The organism is Pedobacter sp. BMA (genome assembly GCF_001027745.1).
In the GTDB taxonomy this organism is placed as follows: Bacteria; Bacteroidota; Bacteroidia; order Sphingobacteriales; family Sphingobacteriaceae; genus Pedobacter.
Genome location: NZ_LECU01000006.1, coordinates 576,150 through 592,904 on the forward strand (window position 1 = coordinate 576,150; position 16,755 = coordinate 592,904).

At 39.7% G+C, this 16,755-nt stretch carries 16 protein-coding genes; 10 read left to right on the top strand and 6 right to left on the bottom strand.

Features of this window, described 5'->3' with window-relative positions; genetic code table 11:
- Nucleotides 1–92: 92 nt before the first annotated feature.
- A complete protein-coding gene (locus tag AB669_RS14610) occupies nucleotides 93–968 on the bottom strand; it encodes a M48 family metallopeptidase (RefSeq protein ID WP_047800026.1) in 876 nt (291 codons plus the stop codon).
- 9 nt (nucleotides 969–977) lie between these two features.
- Nucleotides 978–1,280, bottom strand: a complete 303-nt coding sequence (locus tag AB669_RS14615) for an HU family DNA-binding protein (RefSeq protein ID WP_010601128.1) — start codon at nucleotides 1,278–1,280, stop codon at nucleotides 978–980.
- 168 nt (nucleotides 1,281–1,448) lie between these two features.
- Between AB669_RS14615 and mutY the strand changes: the two genes are divergently transcribed.
- The gene (mutY, locus tag AB669_RS14620) at nucleotides 1,449–2,498 is read left to right on the top strand and encodes an A/G-specific adenine glycosylase (RefSeq protein ID WP_047800027.1); all 1,050 of its coding nucleotides are present in this window, start codon (nucleotides 1,449–1,451) and stop codon (nucleotides 2,496–2,498) included.
- A gap of 60 nt (nucleotides 2,499–2,558) precedes the next feature.
- A complete protein-coding gene (locus AB669_RS14625; RefSeq protein ID WP_047800028.1) occupies nucleotides 2,559–2,999 on the top strand; it encodes a single-stranded DNA-binding protein in 441 nt (146 codons plus the stop codon).
- Between the two features lie 69 nt (nucleotides 3,000–3,068).
- Here AB669_RS14625 and glmS read toward each other — a convergent pair whose 3' ends face one another.
- The 3 genes from glmS to AB669_RS14640 form a co-directional block, all read right to left on the bottom strand.
- Complete coding sequence (gene glmS / locus AB669_RS14630) at nucleotides 3,069–4,907, bottom strand: glutamine--fructose-6-phosphate transaminase (isomerizing) (RefSeq protein ID WP_047800029.1); 1,839 nt, start codon at nucleotides 4,905–4,907, stop codon at nucleotides 3,069–3,071.
- Between the two features lie 136 nt (nucleotides 4,908–5,043).
- The gene (locus AB669_RS14635) at nucleotides 5,044–6,441 is read right to left on the bottom strand and encodes a DUF4270 domain-containing protein (protein WP_047800030.1); all 1,398 of its coding nucleotides are present in this window, start codon (nucleotides 6,439–6,441) and stop codon (nucleotides 5,044–5,046) included.
- Nucleotides 6,442–6,462: 21 nt separating this feature from the next.
- A complete protein-coding gene (locus AB669_RS14640; RefSeq protein ID WP_047800394.1) occupies nucleotides 6,463–7,287 on the bottom strand; it encodes a glycogen/starch synthase in 825 nt (274 codons plus the stop codon).
- A gap of 149 nt (nucleotides 7,288–7,436) precedes the next feature.
- Between AB669_RS14640 and panC the strand changes: the two genes are divergently transcribed.
- The 4 genes from panC to AB669_RS14660 all read left to right on the top strand — a co-directional run bounded on the left by panC (nucleotide 7,437) and on the right by AB669_RS14660 (nucleotide 10,923).
- Nucleotides 7,437–8,282: a pantoate--beta-alanine ligase gene (panC, locus tag AB669_RS14645; protein WP_047800031.1), complete on the top strand. Its 846-nt coding sequence runs from the start codon at nucleotides 7,437–7,439 to the stop codon at nucleotides 8,280–8,282.
- A 13-nt stretch (nucleotides 8,283–8,295) separates the two neighbouring features.
- Complete coding sequence (gene panD / locus AB669_RS14650; RefSeq protein ID WP_047800032.1) at nucleotides 8,296–8,646, top strand: aspartate 1-decarboxylase; 351 nt, start codon at nucleotides 8,296–8,298, stop codon at nucleotides 8,644–8,646.
- A 4-nt stretch (nucleotides 8,647–8,650) separates the two neighbouring features.
- Nucleotides 8,651–9,628, top strand: coding sequence for a lysylphosphatidylglycerol synthase transmembrane domain-containing protein (locus AB669_RS14655; RefSeq protein WP_082120687.1), 978 nt, complete (start codon nucleotides 8,651–8,653; stop codon nucleotides 9,626–9,628).
- A gap of 155 nt (nucleotides 9,629–9,783) precedes the next feature.
- On the top strand, nucleotides 9,784–10,923 hold the full coding sequence (locus AB669_RS14660; protein ID WP_047800034.1) for an acyl-CoA dehydrogenase: 1,140 nt from the start codon (nucleotides 9,784–9,786) through the stop codon (nucleotides 10,921–10,923).
- Nucleotides 10,924–10,969: 46 nt separating this feature from the next.
- On the opposite strand, the gene AB669_RS14665 is transcribed toward AB669_RS14660, so the two are convergent.
- Entirely contained in the window at nucleotides 10,970–11,314 is a 345-nt protein-coding gene (locus AB669_RS14665; RefSeq protein ID WP_047800035.1) for a phage holin family protein, read from the bottom strand.
- A 16-nt stretch (nucleotides 11,315–11,330) separates the two neighbouring features.
- Between AB669_RS14665 and AB669_RS14670 the strand changes: the two genes are divergently transcribed.
- The 4 genes from AB669_RS14670 (at nucleotide 11,331) to infB (ending at nucleotide 16,699) form a co-directional block, all read left to right on the top strand.
- Nucleotides 11,331–11,762: a hypothetical protein gene (locus tag AB669_RS14670; RefSeq protein ID WP_047800036.1), complete on the top strand. Its 432-nt coding sequence runs from the start codon at nucleotides 11,331–11,333 to the stop codon at nucleotides 11,760–11,762.
- A gap of 121 nt (nucleotides 11,763–11,883) precedes the next feature.
- Complete coding sequence (gene rimP / locus AB669_RS14675; protein WP_047800037.1) at nucleotides 11,884–12,348, top strand: ribosome assembly cofactor RimP; 465 nt, start codon at nucleotides 11,884–11,886, stop codon at nucleotides 12,346–12,348.
- A gap of 1 nt (nucleotide 12,349) precedes the next feature.
- On the top strand, nucleotides 12,350–13,594 hold the full coding sequence (gene nusA, locus AB669_RS14680) for a transcription termination factor NusA (RefSeq protein ID WP_047800038.1): 1,245 nt from the start codon (nucleotides 12,350–12,352) through the stop codon (nucleotides 13,592–13,594).
- Between the two features lie 60 nt (nucleotides 13,595–13,654).
- Nucleotides 13,655–16,699, top strand: coding sequence for a translation initiation factor IF-2 (infB, locus tag AB669_RS14685; RefSeq protein ID WP_047800039.1), 3,045 nt, complete (start codon nucleotides 13,655–13,657; stop codon nucleotides 16,697–16,699).
- Nucleotides 16,700–16,755: the final 56 nt, after the last annotated feature.

Consider the following 16,755-nt stretch of genomic DNA (forward strand, 5'->3'; position numbering starts at 1 on the left):
TTTTTACGTTTGTGAGTAGCCATTTTATGTCTTTTTCTTTTTTTACCGCTTGGCATAGTTTTAAGTTTTAATGTTTTTTATTAATCTGTTAATTAAATTTTATTCTTTAGTTCAGCCACTTTCTTATCGATAAATGATGATAAGGTTGGGTTAGCTGCTAATTTTTTGCTGTTTAAATAAGCTTCAACTGCTTCTTTGTTTTTGCCTAAATTTTCAAGGGCTGTTCCCAGGTAAAAGTAAGCTTCAGGAGTTGGAGACTCAGCGATAACCGTTTTGAAACGCGGAATTGCTTTGTCAAATTGGCCTGATTTGATAGAGAATAAGCCCAGGTTCATATTGGCTTTAACATTTTTAGGTTCTTTCGCAACAACCTCAAGCAGCATTGCAATACCTTGCATTGGTGCGCCTAAGCCATTTACGATAGTAACTCCTAATCCTGTTTTTGCTTCAATGTTTGTAGCATCCTTCTCTAAAGCATTTTTATAAGATGTATTGGCTTTTTGCAATAATGCAGGTTGTGCCAGGCTATCTTGTGTACTCTCAAAAGCTTTTATAAATTGATTACCAGCCGCTAACCATGTTTTCGACGATGGTTCGTTTTGGGCAACAACTTCTAAATAAAGTGCTGATGGAGTAATTTGCTCTACATCATCCCATTTCTGGGCTAATTGTTTTGCAAGGTCGGTTTTTTCTGTACCAGAAGCACCTTTATAACTATTTTCTAAGGCAGTAATGTCTGTAGCTAAATTTTTGTTTAGCACATTTTTGGCTGCTGTTGATGAAGTTTCGATACTTAAAGCTGAAGGGTTTGCTGAAGCTCCGCCTGATACCTGACCAGTTGAAGGCATTTTGCCATTTTCTTCAGTTGGTTTTACTAAACCTTTAATGTCTCTTGTGAATAGGAAAGCAATCAACAATACAACCGCTCCAATGATGATGATTTGTTTTGATCTGATGCTGCTATTCATAATGCCGACTTAAGCTTCTACGCTGATTTTTTTTGAGTTACTTTTAACTTTATCAACAAATACTTTTGCTGGTTTAAAGCTAGGTACGAAGTGTTCTGGGATAATTATTGCAGTGTTTTTCGAGATATTTCTAGCAGTTTTCTGCGCTCTCTTTTTAACAACAAAGCTTCCGAAGCCTCTAACGTATACATTTTCACCGCCAATCATGCTAGTTTTGATAACTTTGAAGAATGCCTCAACTGTTTCCTGTACATCAACCTTCTCAATTCCGGTTTTTGTTGATATTTCTGAAATAATATCTGCCTTAGTCATATTTACTTATTTATATATATTGTGTTTTAATATTATAACTGTTTTGGGGTTGCAAAAGTATTGCTTTTTAATGAGATAGGAAAATAAAAGATGATTTTTTTATCGCAGCGCTTATCATCCGATTGCAAGTTTTTTTTAAAACCAATAATAACACCGTAATTTGCAGGAATGACATTCCAACAAGAACTGATTAACTGGTATCAAAATAACAAAAGGGATTTGCCCTGGAGACATACAAAAGATGCCTATACCATCTGGTTATCAGAGATAATACTACAGCAAACCCGGGTTGACCAGGGTATGCCTTACTTCAATAAATTCCTTCAGAACTTTCCTTCGGTAGCCGACTTTGCCGGTGCAGCGGAGGCCCGGGTTTTAAAGCTCTGGCAAGGGTTAGGCTACTACTCCAGAGGCAGAAACATGCATGCCACAGCAAAAATTGTGATGGAAAAACATAACGGAATCTTCCCAAACCAACATGATGAGCTCCTGAAACTAAAAGGAATCGGAGAATACACAGCAGCCGCAATATCGTCTTTTTCTTCCGGTGAGGCCCGCGCTGTAGTAGACGGAAATGTTTTCAGGGTGCTTGCACGGCACTTTGGAATTGAAATTGCGATCAATTCCCCCGCAGGTAAGAAGGCTTTTTTTACGCTGGCAAATGATCTGCTTTATCAGGAGAATCCGGCGCTCTATAACCAGGCAATAATGGAATTTGGTGCGCTGCAATGTAAGCCAAAATCGCCAAATTGTAGTGTTTGTCCGGTTAATTTATCATGTTACGCATTTAATCAAAATGCCGTTAATTTATTGCCCGTAAAAATCAAGAAAGCTGCGCAGAAACACAGATTTATCAGTTATTTTATTTGTCATGAGAATGGCAAGATACTGGTTCGTGAGCGGCAATCGGGTGATATCTGGCAACATTTATACGATTTTCCGGCCATAGAAACAACTGGTTCGGTATCACAAATGGATGGTGTTTTCCACCAACACGTTAAGAGTACTTTCGGGAACCAGGTTGAATACACCCTTCTATCTGCCAAAAAGCATATTTTAACGCACCAAATAATCCATATACAATTTTTTGCATTAAAAAATTATATATTTAACTTTAATAAACAAAAGGAACTTAATTGGGTTTCATTAGAGAAGCTAGATGAGTTGCCGCAACCGAAAGTTATTCACGATTTTATAGTGGAATATTTTCGGAGATAAGTTGGAATAACTAACCATCTTTAGCGGAAAAGGATAAACAAAAAACTAACCAAAATATTTATGTCGGGCATTAACAAAGTTATTTTAGTAGGCCATTTGGGTAAAGACCCGGAGGTGCGTCATTTAGAAGGGGGCGTAACAGTAGCTAGTTTTCCACTAGCTACTTCTGAAACTTATAATAAAGATGGTAAAAGAGTAGAACAAACAGAGTGGCATAATATCGTATTATGGCGCGGACTGGCTGAGGTGGCATCCAAATATCTGCAAAAAGGTAAACTCGTTTATATCGAAGGGAAATTAAGAACCCGGTCTTTTGAAGATAAAGAAAAAGTAAAAAAGTATGTTACTGAAATTGTTGCTGAAAACTTTACCATGCTCGGCAGGAAAAGTGATTTCGAACAAAGCCCTGTTACAGCAGCTATTCCTCAAAATACGGAGTCTAAAATACAGGATGAGTTTACAATTAGTCCTTCTGATGAAAATGGAGATCTTCCATTCTAAAGTTTAAATTATTATAAAAAAAAGCTACCTGATTTATTCAGGTAGCTTTTTTTATGGTGTTTCATATTTTTATTCAACAGTAACCGATTTGGCCAGGTTTCTGGGTTGATCAACATTACATCCCCTCATTACAGCAATGTGATATGACAACAGTTGTAATGGAATGGTTGCTAATAACGGCAAAAATGCTTCAGCTGAATCCGGTATTTCTATACAATAGTCTGCCATTTTCTTTACCTCTGTATCACCTTGTGTTACTATTGCAATAACCTGTCCTTTCCTGGCTTTAACTTCCTGTATATTGCTGATTACTTTTTCATATGATGAGTTTTGTGTTGCGATGAATACGACTGGCATTTCCTCATCAATAAGCGCAATAGGGCCGTGTTTCATTTCGGCTGCCGGATAGCCTTCTGCGTGGATATAGGAAATTTCTTTAAGTTTTAATGCGCCTTCAAGTGCAACCGGAAACCCGCTGCCTCTACCTAAAAATAGGCAGTTCCTGGAATCTTTTATTTTTTCAGCTACTTCCTTAATCAAGTCATTTGACTCCAATGCGATCTGAATTTTATCAGGTATGTTATCAAGCTCTGTTAAAAGTTCAATCAATTTAGATGTGGTAATAGTGCCTTTTTTCTGTGCCATGTAAAATGCCATTAGTGTAAGCACTGTTACCTGAGCGGTAAAAGCTTTTGTTGACGCTACTCCTATTTCTGGTCCTGCATGCGTATATACACCAGCATGCGTTAGTCGTGGGATAGACGCGCCTGCCACATTACATATTCCGAAGATGGTTGCACCACGTTCTTTTGCCATTTCAATTGCAGCCATCGTATCTGCAGTTTCTCCAGATTGAGAAATGGCAATAACAACGTCTTTCTCCGTGATAATAGGATTTCGGTACCGGAATTCAGAAGCATATTCTACCTCTACCGGAATCCGGGCATACTCTTCAATTAAGTATTCGCCTACCAAACCTGCGTGCCATGAAGTTCCGCATGCTACAATGATGATCCTGTCTATGTTTTTTAGCTTCTCTGCAAACTCTTTAATGCCTCCCAGTTGTACATAACCTTCCTCTGGATAGATACGTCCGCGCATGCAGTCTTTAATTGATCTGGGTTGCTCATAAATCTCTTTTAACATAAAGTGATCAAAGCCGCCTTTCTCCAGCATCTCCAGCTGTAATTGCAGTTCCTGTACAAATGGGGTTTGTACCACATTATCTAAACGCTTCACTAACAAATCGTCTTTGGTAATCAAAGCGATTTCATTATCGTTCAGGTAGATTACATTTTTAGTATATTCAATGATGGGTGTTGCATCTGAAGCAATAAAATATTCGCCTTGGCCTACACCAATCACCATCGGACTACCTTTACGCGCAGCGATCAGGCGATCAGGATTACTCTTATCCATAATTACAATGGCATAAGCACCAATCACTTCATGTAATGCCAAACGTACCGCCTCAAGCAGATCAATCTGTTCTACTTTCTGTATTTCTTCTATCAGGTGAACGAGTACTTCAGTATCAGTATCGCTATTAAAGGTGTGGCCCCTGCGGGTAAGCTCCTCTTTTAGTGTGGCATAGTTTTCTATAATGCCATTGTGAATAATGGATAATTGCCCGTTATTCGAAGTATGTGGATGTGAATTCCTGTCGGATGGAACTCCGTGCGTAGCCCAGCGGGTATGACCCATTCCAATTGTCCCAGATTTATCATGGTTTTCTGCAAATTCTTCCAGTACGGCAACTTTACCGGCCTTTTTATAAATATGCTGACCGCTGTTGTTCATCAATGCGATACCTGCACTATCATAACCCCGGTACTCTAGTCTTTTAAGGCCCTTTAATACAATTGGCCAAGCCTCTCTATAGCCAATATAGCCTACTATTCCACACATAATAATTTAAAATTTTAATTGTGTAAACATACTAAAACAAACGTTTGACTTAAATGAATTTTCAATGAAAATTATCTGGAAACAAAAAGCCAGCATATCGGCGATATGCTGGCTTTTAAAATACTGAGTTCAAGTTCTAATTTATCTTGGTGTAATAAATGTTCAGCTTAATCTTGTTAGTTGTAGTAGTTTTGGCTCCGATAATTGCTCTTTCTGCTGAAGTTGCGGTGGGAGTAGTTTCGAATAAGGTGTAAGATGTTGGTGCCAGAAAGGTGCCATTATCCTCGATTGTTCCATCAATTAATGTCTGCACGTAATTGGTTACGTTAAAAATATACCTGTTGTTAATGGAATCGAAATAACCTCCAAACAAAGCCGGTGTACTATTGGCAACGTAACTTGTATAGTCTGAAATGTTAGCCGGTTGTTCGGCAAGGTCCCATCTGTATAAGGATAACCTTTGTGCAGCCAGGAAAGGATAAACTGAAGTTCCGCTACCCAGCTCGATGATCAGATCAGCTTTGTTTACCACCGATTTTCCATATGTACTGTTAAACTTAGCCAGGTCAGGAAACTTAATTTTTGTTTTAACACCTACCAATCCCTGAAGATAGGTAGTTTGATACTCGGCTGTTGGGGCTAATAGTTGAGTTTGAACAGGTGTTCCGGTATAGTCATGACTAATCGTAGCAGTAATTGGTAAAGCCGTCGAACTGGTTCCGATAGGGAAGTTAACAGATGTAGTATCAATGCCGCTTGACGTGTTGGTATGCTTATATACCAATTGCAAATAAGAAGTGCTGCTTGAAAAGTCAATGAACGCAATTCCTCCGGTACCACTGGACGTCGTTTTGTTGATCTGCGCATATAACCCTTTGAAAATGTTAGCAAATTTAGCGTTGGTAGTGAAATTGGTTATCGCCAGGTTCATGATTTGTTGCTGTATAAAAGCCTTGTTCAGCGGAATTCTAAGTTGAGCGGGCATGTTTTTAATTGTGTCTGCAGCAGCAGTAACAATATCATAAATTTTTACAGGGGTATTAGGATTTATTTTACCTCTGAAGTTTCCCAAAAGCTGACTGTTGTGCGCCTGCACATCAGAGTTTTTATATTTAGTGATATTATTTGTTAGTTGATAGATATCAACACTGTATATGGAACTGGTGGTATCTCCGTAGAATTTAGTTACTGCATCAGTAGTTGGAAGGCTTAATACCAATACTGCAGAATCAAGAGTTGGGGAAGTGCCGAAATCCTGAGCGAGTGTTGTTGGTGGTGCAACTGTCATTGCAATGCTGGCCTCTGTTTTACCAAAAACAGGGTCATTCATATAGCCGATAGGATAACGGGCAAGCGCAATTGTGCTGATGTCTGCTTCTTTAACGATCTGTGTTGTAACATTAGATACAACCAGATTGCCGGTGATGGCGGTATTTGAATCGATATCTAAACCAACACCATCGGGATTCTTACACGACGCAAAAAGAAAAAGACTTATCAACAGGGTTAATAAGTCTTGTTTTGTAAATTTCATATTTAAAATAATAATACCTAATTAAGCAACTGAAACCAATTCATCATTTGAAATTTCTTCATAAAAAGTATAGAAGTTTTCAAAATTCTCGGTTAAGTTAAAAGCTAATGTTGGCTTATTGGAATCTTTAACAAATTTTAACACATCTTTATCCAGGTTTTCATCTGCTAAAACCACTGCATCAGAGTGCGTTACAGCACCAATGTGCATGCTATTACAATCTGAAGGAAGGAATGCTTTAGTATCCTCTTCAGTCATGTTAGACATTACTGCTTTCTTCGCAAAGTTGGCATTCAATTTTTCAGCAAATGAATCCTCATAAATAGAGTATACTACCTTTGAGTTTTTGAAAGTAGGGTCGTTTTTGTAAGTGGTTTTGATGTAGGCAGGAACTAATGAACTCATCCAGCCGTGGCAGTGAACGATATCAGGGGCCCATCCTAATTTTTTTACGGTTTCCAATGCGCCTTTACAAAAGAAAATAGTACGCTCATCATTGTCATCAAAGAATTTACCACTAGCGTCTCTGAATACCTGCTTGCGCTGGAAGTACTCTTCGTTATCTAAGAAATAAACCTGCATTCGTGCAGCTGGGATGGAGGCTACTTTAATAATTAAAGGGTTATCATTGTCATCAATAATGATGTTCATTCCCGATAAGCGTATTACTTCGTGTAGACGATTTCTTCTTTCGTTGATATTACCGAATTTGGGCATAAGAATGCGGATTTCGAATCCCTTCTCTTGCATGGCCTGTGGTAATTGACGCGTAATTTCAGAAATTTTAGTAAGCTCGAGGAAAGGCGACATCTCGTGTGTAACAATCAGCAGCTTCGTTTTTGCCATCTCCATATTTTAAGAAAATATTAAGTTAAATAAAAGATAATGAGCCGCAAAGATAAGCATAATAATACTATTTATCAAGATTGGCAAGTATTGTTTGGTTTCATTTAGATTAATTTACACCTTTACGGCTTTAATTTAGATTGTCGACTTTGGAAGTATTTAAAACCAAATCAGCACTTAAGGCTTTTATTGCACCCTTAAAAGCATCAGGTAAAAAAATTGCACTTGTCCCTACCATGGGTGCTTTGCACAACGGCCACATTTCACTCATTAAACTGGCTCAGGAAAATGCAGATATCATAATTTGCAGCATCTTCGTTAACCCTACTCAGTTTACAGATCCAAAAGACCTTGAGAAATATCCAAGGCCGATAGAACACGACCTGGCTATGCTTGCCGAGGCGGGCTGTAACGGTGTTTTCATGCCGAATGTGGATGAGATGTATCCTCAGGGATCCGATGAAAAATGGCACATAGATCTGGGGAATGCTGAATTCTTACTGGAAGGGGCATTTAGGAAAGGACATTATCAGGGGGTAACGCAAATTGTGAAAAAACTGTTTGATGCAGTTGAACCGGATTTAGCCATGTTCGGACAGAAAGATTACCAACAGGTACTCATGATTAAGAATATGCTGGATCATTTTAAGTTGCCTATTGTGATTATCACTTGTCCAATTATTCGTGAAGATGACGGTTTGGCAATGAGCAGTAGAAATATCCATCTTTCACCGGCCGACAGAGCACATTCTTTAGTGCTCAGCGAGTCACTTCAGTTCGTTATCGATCATTGGGCAGAATACACCATCGAAGAGCTTGAGGAAAAAGGGAAGGCACTTTATCAGGGAATCGATGGCGTAGAACTTGATTATTTCACCATTGCTAACGGAAATACACTCGAACCTGCGGAATCTAAAGAGGAAGATAGTCTGGTGGTTTTGGTGGCAGCCAAAGTCGGGTCAACACGACTTATTGATAATATGATCATTAAATAGTTAACTTTGCATCATGGTTATTACAATATTGAAATCGAAAATACATCGTGTTCGTGTAACACAGGCTGAACTGAATTATGTAGGCAGTATTACGATTGATGAGGATTTAATGGATGCAGCTAACATTATCGCTAATGAAAAGGTGCAGATCGTCAATAATAATAATGGTGCCCGTTTCGAAACTTACGTAATTAAAGGAGAACGTGGTACAGGTACAATCTGTTTGAACGGAGCTACAGCCCGTTTGGCACAGCTAGGTGATGTTTTAATTATTATGTCTTATGGTTCCCTTCCCATTGATGAGGCAAAAAAATATAATCCGATTTTAGTTTTTCCTGATGACAATAACCACTTGCTAAAATAGTCTTGTGACTTTCGACCTTAAAACGGCTCTTAAGTATCTCCTTTTATTTTCATTGGGTGTAGGAGTACTTTATTTAGCGTTTAGGGGGCAGAATTTACAAAGTTTATGGCAAGAAATTAAGTCCGCCAATTATTTCTGGGTTTTGGCCTCTATGGCGGCTGTTCTGGCTGCGCATGTATTGAGAGCTTTGCGCTGGCAATTGCTATATCAGTCAATGAAATATAACGTCGGTATTGTGAATATCTATCATGCTGTAATGATTGGTTATCTGGCCAATCTTGCACTACCCCGCTTTGGCGAAATCGGGCGTTGCTCGGTTATTCATAAAACAAATAAAGTTCCCATGTTTGTTTCCATCGGGACGGTAATAACTGAGCGGCTGTTTGATATGGGCGTGTTATTAGGCAGTGCAGTTTGTATCACCTTTTTTCAATACAATAAGCTTAGTTCCTTTTTTCATAAAATACTTCTTGAGAATATCAGGCACAGGTTTGATCAGGTGAGTTACTGGTGGTTCCTCGCGGCCTTCCTGATACTGGTGGTTCTGGGCGGCTTTGGATTCTATTTATTAAGACAAAAGGTCGGTCGCAAACTGCTGAAATTATTTATCAGCCTGAGGCAAGGTTTTAGCTCCTACAGAAGATTAAAACGCAAAGGAATTTTCTGGCTGTATACATTGTCAATCTGGTTTTTTTACATTTTGTCTATGTATTTTTGTTTTTCTGCTTTACAATCAACGGCTCATCTTGGGCTTAGCGTTGCCGCTACAGCTATCGTATTTTCAGGTTTTGCCATGGCCGCCCCGGTTCAGGGCGGTATAGGCGTTTTTCACTGGATGGTTGCGCAATCGCTTATGCTATACACTGTTCCTTTTAAAGATGGTTTGGCTTATGCTGCCATTATTCACTCCTCTCAGGTATTATTGGTCCTGGTTTTAGGAAGTGTGAGCTTGATCCTGGCGCTGACCAGAAAACAAATCTGACATTAAAAGTGAAACCTAACATTTTGTACCCCTTCTTCGGCGCTCCTTTAGTGTTTGTTTAGTTAAAAAGTCGTCAAAAAAATACTATGCAGCCATAGCATTTTTGATCTATTAATCATACATTTGATTTACTAACCTTTTTATATATAAATGTTATGCATTTTGAATTAAGTGAAGAGCAATTAATGATTCAGCAGGCTGCCCGCGATTTTGCGCAGCAGGAATTAAGGCCTGGGGTGATTGAGAGAGATGAACATCAGAAATTTCCGGCAGAGCAGGTTAAAAAACTTGGTGAACTGGGATTTCTGGGGATGATGGTTGATGAAAAATATAATGGAAGCGGCCTTGATGCCATTTCATATGTATTGGTAATGGAGGAGCTTTCCAAAATTGATGCCTCAGCATCTGTAGTGGTTTCAGTAAATAATTCGCTGGTGTGTTACGGACTGGAAGCTTTCGGAACAGAAGAACAAAAGGAAAAGTATTTAAAGCCATTGGCTTCAGGAGAAAAGATTGGTGCGTTTTGCCTTTCAGAGCCTGAGGCAGGATCGGATGCCACTTCGCAAAGCACTACTGCTGAGGATAAGGGCGATTATTATTTGCTAAACGGAACAAAAAACTGGATTACAAATGGTGGAACAGCCTCAACCTATCTTGTTATTGCGCAAACCCATCCTGAATTAAAACACAAGGGGATAAATGCTTTTATTGTGGAAAAAGGAACACCAGGATTTACCGTTGGCCCTAAAGAAAACAAGCTCGGCATACGGGGCTCTGATACCCATTCATTGATGTTCAATGATGTGAAGGTACCTAAAGAAAACAGGATCGGTGAAGATGGCTTTGGTTTTAAGTTCGCTATGAAAACGCTCGAAGGCGGCCGTATTGGTATTGCTGCCCAGGCTTTAGGCATTGCTCAAGGTGCTTTTGAACTGGCAACGCAGTACTCAAAGCAGCGTAAGTCATTCGGTAAACCAATCTTTGAACACCAGGCTATTGCATTTAAACTGGCTGATATGGCGACACAAATTGAGGCTGCCCGGTTATTAGTTTACAAAGCCGCATGGCTTAAAGATCAGGGTTTGCCATATACTCAGGCGGGATCAATGGCCAAGCTTTTCGCTTCTAAAGTTGCTATGGATGTGACCATAGAAGCCGTGCAGGTTCATGGGGGTTATGGCTTTGTCAAAGAATACCATGTAGAGCGTTTAATGCGCGATGCAAAAATTACACAAATATACGAGGGCACATCTGAAATCCAGAAAATGGTCATCTCGCGTGAGGTGATCAGATAATCTTAGGCTGGGCGTTTGGCCCTTGTTTCAATCGCCCAGCTCAATACTATTCTTTTTCTCCGGCAATAGCACCAAATATTGCCTTAATCAGCGCCACAATGATCGCCAGAAAAGCTGCTGCAAAGAAACCAGATGTATTGAATGAGGTCATCATGCTATCTACCAGAAGAATCATTAACACAGTAATGATGAATGATACCAATCCTAGTGTTAGGAAATTAATCGGGAAGGTTAATAGCCTCAGGATAAACCCTATTGTTGCATTTGCAAGGGCGATTAGAATTGCGGCAATCAAGGCGCTCGAATAGCCCGCTACTTCTACGCCGGGAACTAATTTTGCGCCGATAAAAAAGGCTAGTCCCATTAAAAGGATCTCGATAATTAATCTCATAATGTTAAATTTGACAATGGTTAAAAATTTAAATCAGCAACTGATCATTTTTATGGTGGCTGCATTTTTCATTTCTTGCTCAGGAAGAAACAACAAAGCAGTCATTAAGTTTTCGATAGATAGTACTTCAATTATTCTTAACAATCTAGGTGAAGCCAGTCTTGTTCAGGTCAAAAATGTCTATTCAAAAAACCTTGATTCATCAAACCTGCTTTCAGTGATTGCCTTGCCAGGCGAGCTGGATAGCCTGCAGGATGAAATTGTGGTAAAGGGTCATTATTTGCTTCAGGGAGATTCCATCTTGTTTAAGCCAGATCAGCCTTTTAAGAAAAATAAAAGATATCTGGTTGAGAGTTTTATCGGTGCTGAGTTTGCTACCGTGAGTAAACTATTCTCTGGTACCATCAAACAGAACCTGCAGCCGCAAAAACAAATTCTTAAGCGGTAGTAATCAGTATAATAATTCACATGGCTATTGAAATTTTATAAAAAAATTATTACATTTGCATCGTAATCGAAGAAAAGAGAAGGGGACAGTGTCCCCTTTTTCTATGAAATCAGGTTAAAATATGCAAGTAGAAAAGAGAGTTGTTGACCTCGTAGAGGAAAAAATTGCAGACCGGCCAGAGCTGTTTCTGGTTGATGTGAAAATGTTGCCAAACAATAAATTAATTATTCATGTTGATGGTGACGAAGGTATTAGCATACAGGATTGTGTGGCCATAAGCAGGCATGTTGGTTTTCATTTAGAAGAGGAAAATACAATTGAACAGGCTTATAATTTAGAAGTTTCTTCTCCCGGAGTTGGTGAGCCTTTAAAGCTGATCCGTCAGTATCAAAAAAATATCGGCAGAACGTTAAGTCTGAAATTAAAGGACGGAAAGAAGAAGGAAGGGAAACTTTTAGGGCTTGCAGAAAATAACCTGCTGATGGAGGAATCGGTTAAGGAAAAAGGGAAAAAAGCGGTTTTAGTTCAAACTGAAGTGTCGCTTAATGATATATTAGAAACCAGTGTGTTAATTTCATTTAAGTAAAATGAGTACTACAACAATTAATTTGATCGACTCTTTTCAGGAGTTTAAGGATTTTAAAAATATAGATCGCCCTACTGTGATCAGTGTGTTGGAAGAGGTTTTCCGTAGTATGTTGCGTAAAAAATACGGAACAGACGAAAACTGTGATGTGATTGTAAATCCCGATAACGGGGATTTGGAAATCTGGAGAACTAGAAAAGTCATGGAGGATGGTTTCTCAGAAGATGATGATTTAGAAATTGAACTTGCTGATGTACATCAGTTTGATCCGACTTTAGAGGTTGGTGATGATTATATCGAGCAGATTACATTAGAGAGTTTCGGACGTAGAGCAATTTTAGCAGCACGCCAGACTTTGGTTTCTAAAGTATTGGAGTTAGAAAAAGACGAGATCTTCAAAAAGTATAAAGATCGTGTTGGTGAAATTATTACCGGCGAGGTTTATCAGGTTTGGAAGAAAGAAACCCTGGTTCTGGATGATGAAGGTAATGAACTTTTAATGCCAAAAACGGAGCAGATTCCTGCAGATTATTTCAAAAAAGGTGATTCTGTGAGAGCAGTAATTTCTAAAGTGGAAATGATCAATGCAAATCCGAAGATCATTATTTCAAGAACAGCACCTGAGTTTTTACAGCGTTTGTTCGAACTTGAAGTTCCGGAGATTTTTGATGGTTTAATTACCGTTAAGAAAATTGTTCGTGAACCAGGAGAACGTGCTAAAGTTGCGGTAGAATCTTATGATGACCGTATCGATCCGGTAGGTGCTTGCGTGGGTATGAAAGGATCACGTATCCATGGTATCGTTCGCGAATTGAAAAACGAAAATATTGATGTGATTAACTTCACAAATAACATTTCATTATACATTACCCGTGCTTTAAGCCCGGCGAAAATCACGTCTATTAAATTAGATGATGAAACAAAACATGCATCTGTTTATTTAAAACCAGATCAGGTTTCATTGGCTATCGGACGTGGCGGACATAACATTAAACTGGCTGGTAAATTAACTGGTTACGAAATTGATGTGTATCGCGAAGCTGGAGAAGAAAACGACGAGGATGTAGATTTAGAGGAATTCTCAGATGAGATTGACAGCTGGATCATTGATGAATTAAAGGCTATCGGTTGCGATACTGCTAAGAGTGTTTTAGCACTTACAGTAGAAGATTTGGTTAAACGCACCGACTTAGAAGAGGAAACCATTAAAGAAGTGGTTCAGATCTTGCAGTCAGAATTTGAATAAGTGGTGTAATTGCCAAATAAACACTACTTTTGTATTATATTAAAAAATAAAAGGAGCTAGATGTCAGACGACAAACCAATCATTTTAATTAAAGCTATTAAAGAACTTAACATAGGCATGGGTACGGCCGTTGAGTTTTTAAACAAAAAGGGATTCTCTGCCGAGAAGAGCCCTATGTTTAAACTTACGCCAGACATGTACAGTGCCTTGTTGAAAGAGTATCAGGGAGATAAGATCGTAAGAGAAGAAGCCAAACAAATAGTGATTGGTAAAATACGTCGTGACGAGCCTGAGACTGAAAAGCCAGTAGAAGCGCCGAAGAAAGATACCGACTTTGAAAAAAGTGATGAGATTTTAATAAAAAATGCTCAGTCATTTACAGCACCGGCGGAGAAACCAAAAGTTGCCGAAACACCGGCACCGAAAGTAGAAACACCAGCGCCTGCGGCAGCAGAGCCTGTTGCAGCTTCAAAAGCGGAAGACAAATCTGAAGACAGTGGTTTACCAGGAGTAAAAATTGTAGGTAAGATCGATTTAAACGACCTTAACTCTAAAACACGTCCTGTTAAAAAAGAGGAGACTGCGCCAGCACCATCTGCTCCGGAACCAACACCGGTAGCTAAAGTAGAAGAGTCAGTAAAACCGGTAGAACAGCCGAAGGTGGAAGAAAAACCAGTGGAAGTTAAAAAAGAAGAAGTTCCTGCACCGGCACCTGTTGCTAAAACACCGGAACCTGCTAAACCTGTTGAGCAGCCAAAAGCTGAACAAAAACCAGCAAATGCAGAGCCGGAAGTAATTAAGGCGAGAACGGTAAAATTAAGTGGTCCAAATATCATTGGAAAGATTACTTTACCTACTACTCCTGATAGAAGAAGTAACCCGGTAGCGTCGTCTAGTGATAGTGAGGCTGCTAAACGTAAGCGTAAACGTAAAAAAACGCCAGGAGCACCAGGCCAACCCGGACAACAGGGTGGTCAGGGCCAGCCGGGTCAAAACCCAGCAGGTCAGGGTCAGGGTGGAGCGCCAGGACAACCTCGTCAGCCTTATCAGGGTAACAGACCGGGGGGTACGCCTTATCAAGGCAACCGTCCGGCGGGACAAGGCGGTCCAGGTTATCAGGGCAACAGAAATAATAACAGACCTGGTTTTCAAAACAGGAACGCTACCCCAAGCGGACCAAAAGAAGAACCTACAGAGAAAGAAATTCAAGATCAGATCAAGGCAACCCTTGCCCGCTTAAGTGGAGCAGGTAAATCTGGTAAATTTGCTCAGCGTGCTAAATTACGTCGTCAGAAGCGTGATGATGTAGCGTTCAATGCAGAAGAGGCAGCAAACGAGCTTGAATCTCAATCAAAAATATTAAAGGTAACAGAATTTGTTACTGCGAATGAGTTGGCGAGCATGATGGATGTACCGGTTACCAAAATTATTGGTACTTGTATGAGTCTTGGTATGTTCGTTTCCATTAATCAGCGTTTAGATGCTGAAACCTTAACCATCGTTGCTGATGAGTTTGGTTACGAAATTCAGTTTGTTAAGCCTGATGAAGATGAGGAAAACGTTATTGAAGAAGAAGATAACGAGGCAGATTTAATCGAGAGAGCTCCGGTTGTAACGATTATGGGTCACGTCGATCACGGTAAAACTTCATTACTGGATTATATTCGTAAAGCGAATGTGGTTGCAGGTGAAGCGGGTGGTATTACTCAGCACATTGGTGCATACATGGTAACTACTCCAACCGGTAAAAAAGTAACTTTCTTAGATACACCAGGTCACGAAGCCTTTACAGCGATGCGTGCCCGTGGTGCTAAGGCAGCAGATATTGCAATTATTGTAATTGCTGCGGATGATGCGGTGATGCCTCAGACAAAAGAGGCGATAAACCACGCACAAGCGGCAGGTGTACCTTTAGTATTTGCTTTCACGAAAGTAGATAAGCCAGGTGCAAATGCAGATAAGGTGCGTGAGCAGTTATCAGCAATGAATATTCTGGTTGAAGATTGGGGTGGTAAATATCAGTCACAGGAGATCTCAAGCAAAAGCGGTTTAAATGTCGATTTGCTTTTAGATAAGGTATTATTAGAAGCTGAATTATTAGAACTTAAAGCTAATCCGAATAAGAGGGCTACAGGTACTGTAATTGAATCGGCACTAGATAAAGGTCGTGGTATTGTAACTACAGTATTGGTTCAGGCCGGTACATTAAGGGTTGGAGATCCAATTCTTGCAGGTAGTTACAGCGGTCGTGTTAAAGCATTAACCAATGAGCGTGGAGCTAAAGTAGAATCGGCAGGTCCATCGCAACCGGTACAGGTATTGGGTATGCAAGGAGCTCCTACAGCAGGTGATCGTTTCAATGCACTGGAAAGCGAAACTGAAGCACGTGATATTGCAAACAAACGTATGCAATTGCAACGTGAGCAGGGCTTACGTACGCAGAAACACATCACGCTTGATGAAATTGGTCGTCGTTTGGCAATCGGTAACTTTAAAGAGCTTAATATCATTGTTAAAGGTGATGTAGATGGTTCTATCGAAGCACTAGCCGATTCATTGCTGAAATTATCAACAGAGCAGATTCAAATCAACATCATCAGTAAAGGTGTTGGTCAGATATCAGAGTCTGACGTATTGTTAGCTTCGGCTTCAGATGCGATCATCATTGGTTTCCAGGTTCGTCCATCAACAGGTGCACGTAAACTTGCAGAAGCAGAGCAAATCGACATCCGTTTATATTCAATCATTTACGATGCAATCAACGAGATTAAATCGGCAATGGAGGGTATGTTGGATCCGGAATTTGAAGAGAAAATCGTGGCTAACGTTGAAATTCGTGAGACATTCAAAATTACTAAAGTGGGTACCATCGCAGGTTGTATGGTATTGGATGGTAAGATTACGCGTAACAGCAAAATCCGTATCGTTAGAGATGGTGTAGTTGTTTACACTGGTGAACTGGCATCGTTAAAACGCTTTAAAGACGATGTTAAGGAAGTTAATAAAGGTTATGAGTGTGGTTTAAACATTCAGAACTTTAATAACATTGAGGTTGGCGATATCGTTGAAGCTTACGAACAGGTTGAAGTAGCAAGAAAGTTGTAGTTCAGCTAAAAGCAATATAAATATTTAAGGCCTCAAGTGATTGAGGCCTTTTTTTG

Excerpts from the sequence above, each read along its gene's own strand:
- AB669_RS14610 (WP_047800026.1), bottom strand. The coding sequence starts at position 968 with ATGAATAGCAGCATCAGATCAAAACAAATCATCATCATTGGAGCGGTT.
- AB669_RS14615 (WP_010601128.1), bottom strand. The coding sequence starts at position 1,280 with ATGACTAAGGCAGATATTATTTCAGAAATATCAACAAAAACCGGAATT.
- mutY (WP_047800027.1), top strand. The coding sequence starts at position 1,449 with ATGACATTCCAACAAGAACTGATTAACTGGTATCAAAATAACAAAAGG.
- AB669_RS14625 (WP_047800028.1), top strand. The coding sequence starts at position 2,559 with ATGTCGGGCATTAACAAAGTTATTTTAGTAGGCCATTTGGGTAAAGAC.
- glmS (WP_047800029.1), bottom strand. The coding sequence starts at position 4,907 with ATGTGTGGAATAGTAGGCTATATTGGCTATAGAGAGGCTTGGCCAATT.
- AB669_RS14635 (WP_047800030.1), bottom strand. The coding sequence starts at position 6,441 with ATGAAATTTACAAAACAAGACTTATTAACCCTGTTGATAAGTCTTTTT.
- AB669_RS14640 (WP_047800394.1), bottom strand. The coding sequence starts at position 7,287 with ATGGCAAAAACGAAGCTGCTGATTGTTACACACGAGATGTCGCCTTTC.
- panD (WP_047800032.1), top strand. The coding sequence starts at position 8,296 with ATGGTTATTACAATATTGAAATCGAAAATACATCGTGTTCGTGTAACA.
- AB669_RS14660 (WP_047800034.1), top strand. The coding sequence starts at position 9,784 with ATGCATTTTGAATTAAGTGAAGAGCAATTAATGATTCAGCAGGCTGCC.
- AB669_RS14665 (WP_047800035.1), bottom strand. The coding sequence starts at position 11,314 with ATGAGATTAATTATCGAGATCCTTTTAATGGGACTAGCCTTTTTTATC.
- AB669_RS14670 (WP_047800036.1), top strand. The coding sequence starts at position 11,331 with ATGGTTAAAAATTTAAATCAGCAACTGATCATTTTTATGGTGGCTGCA.
- rimP (WP_047800037.1), top strand. The coding sequence starts at position 11,884 with ATGCAAGTAGAAAAGAGAGTTGTTGACCTCGTAGAGGAAAAAATTGCA.
- nusA (WP_047800038.1), top strand. The coding sequence starts at position 12,350 with ATGAGTACTACAACAATTAATTTGATCGACTCTTTTCAGGAGTTTAAG.
- infB (WP_047800039.1), top strand. The coding sequence starts at position 13,655 with ATGTCAGACGACAAACCAATCATTTTAATTAAAGCTATTAAAGAACTT.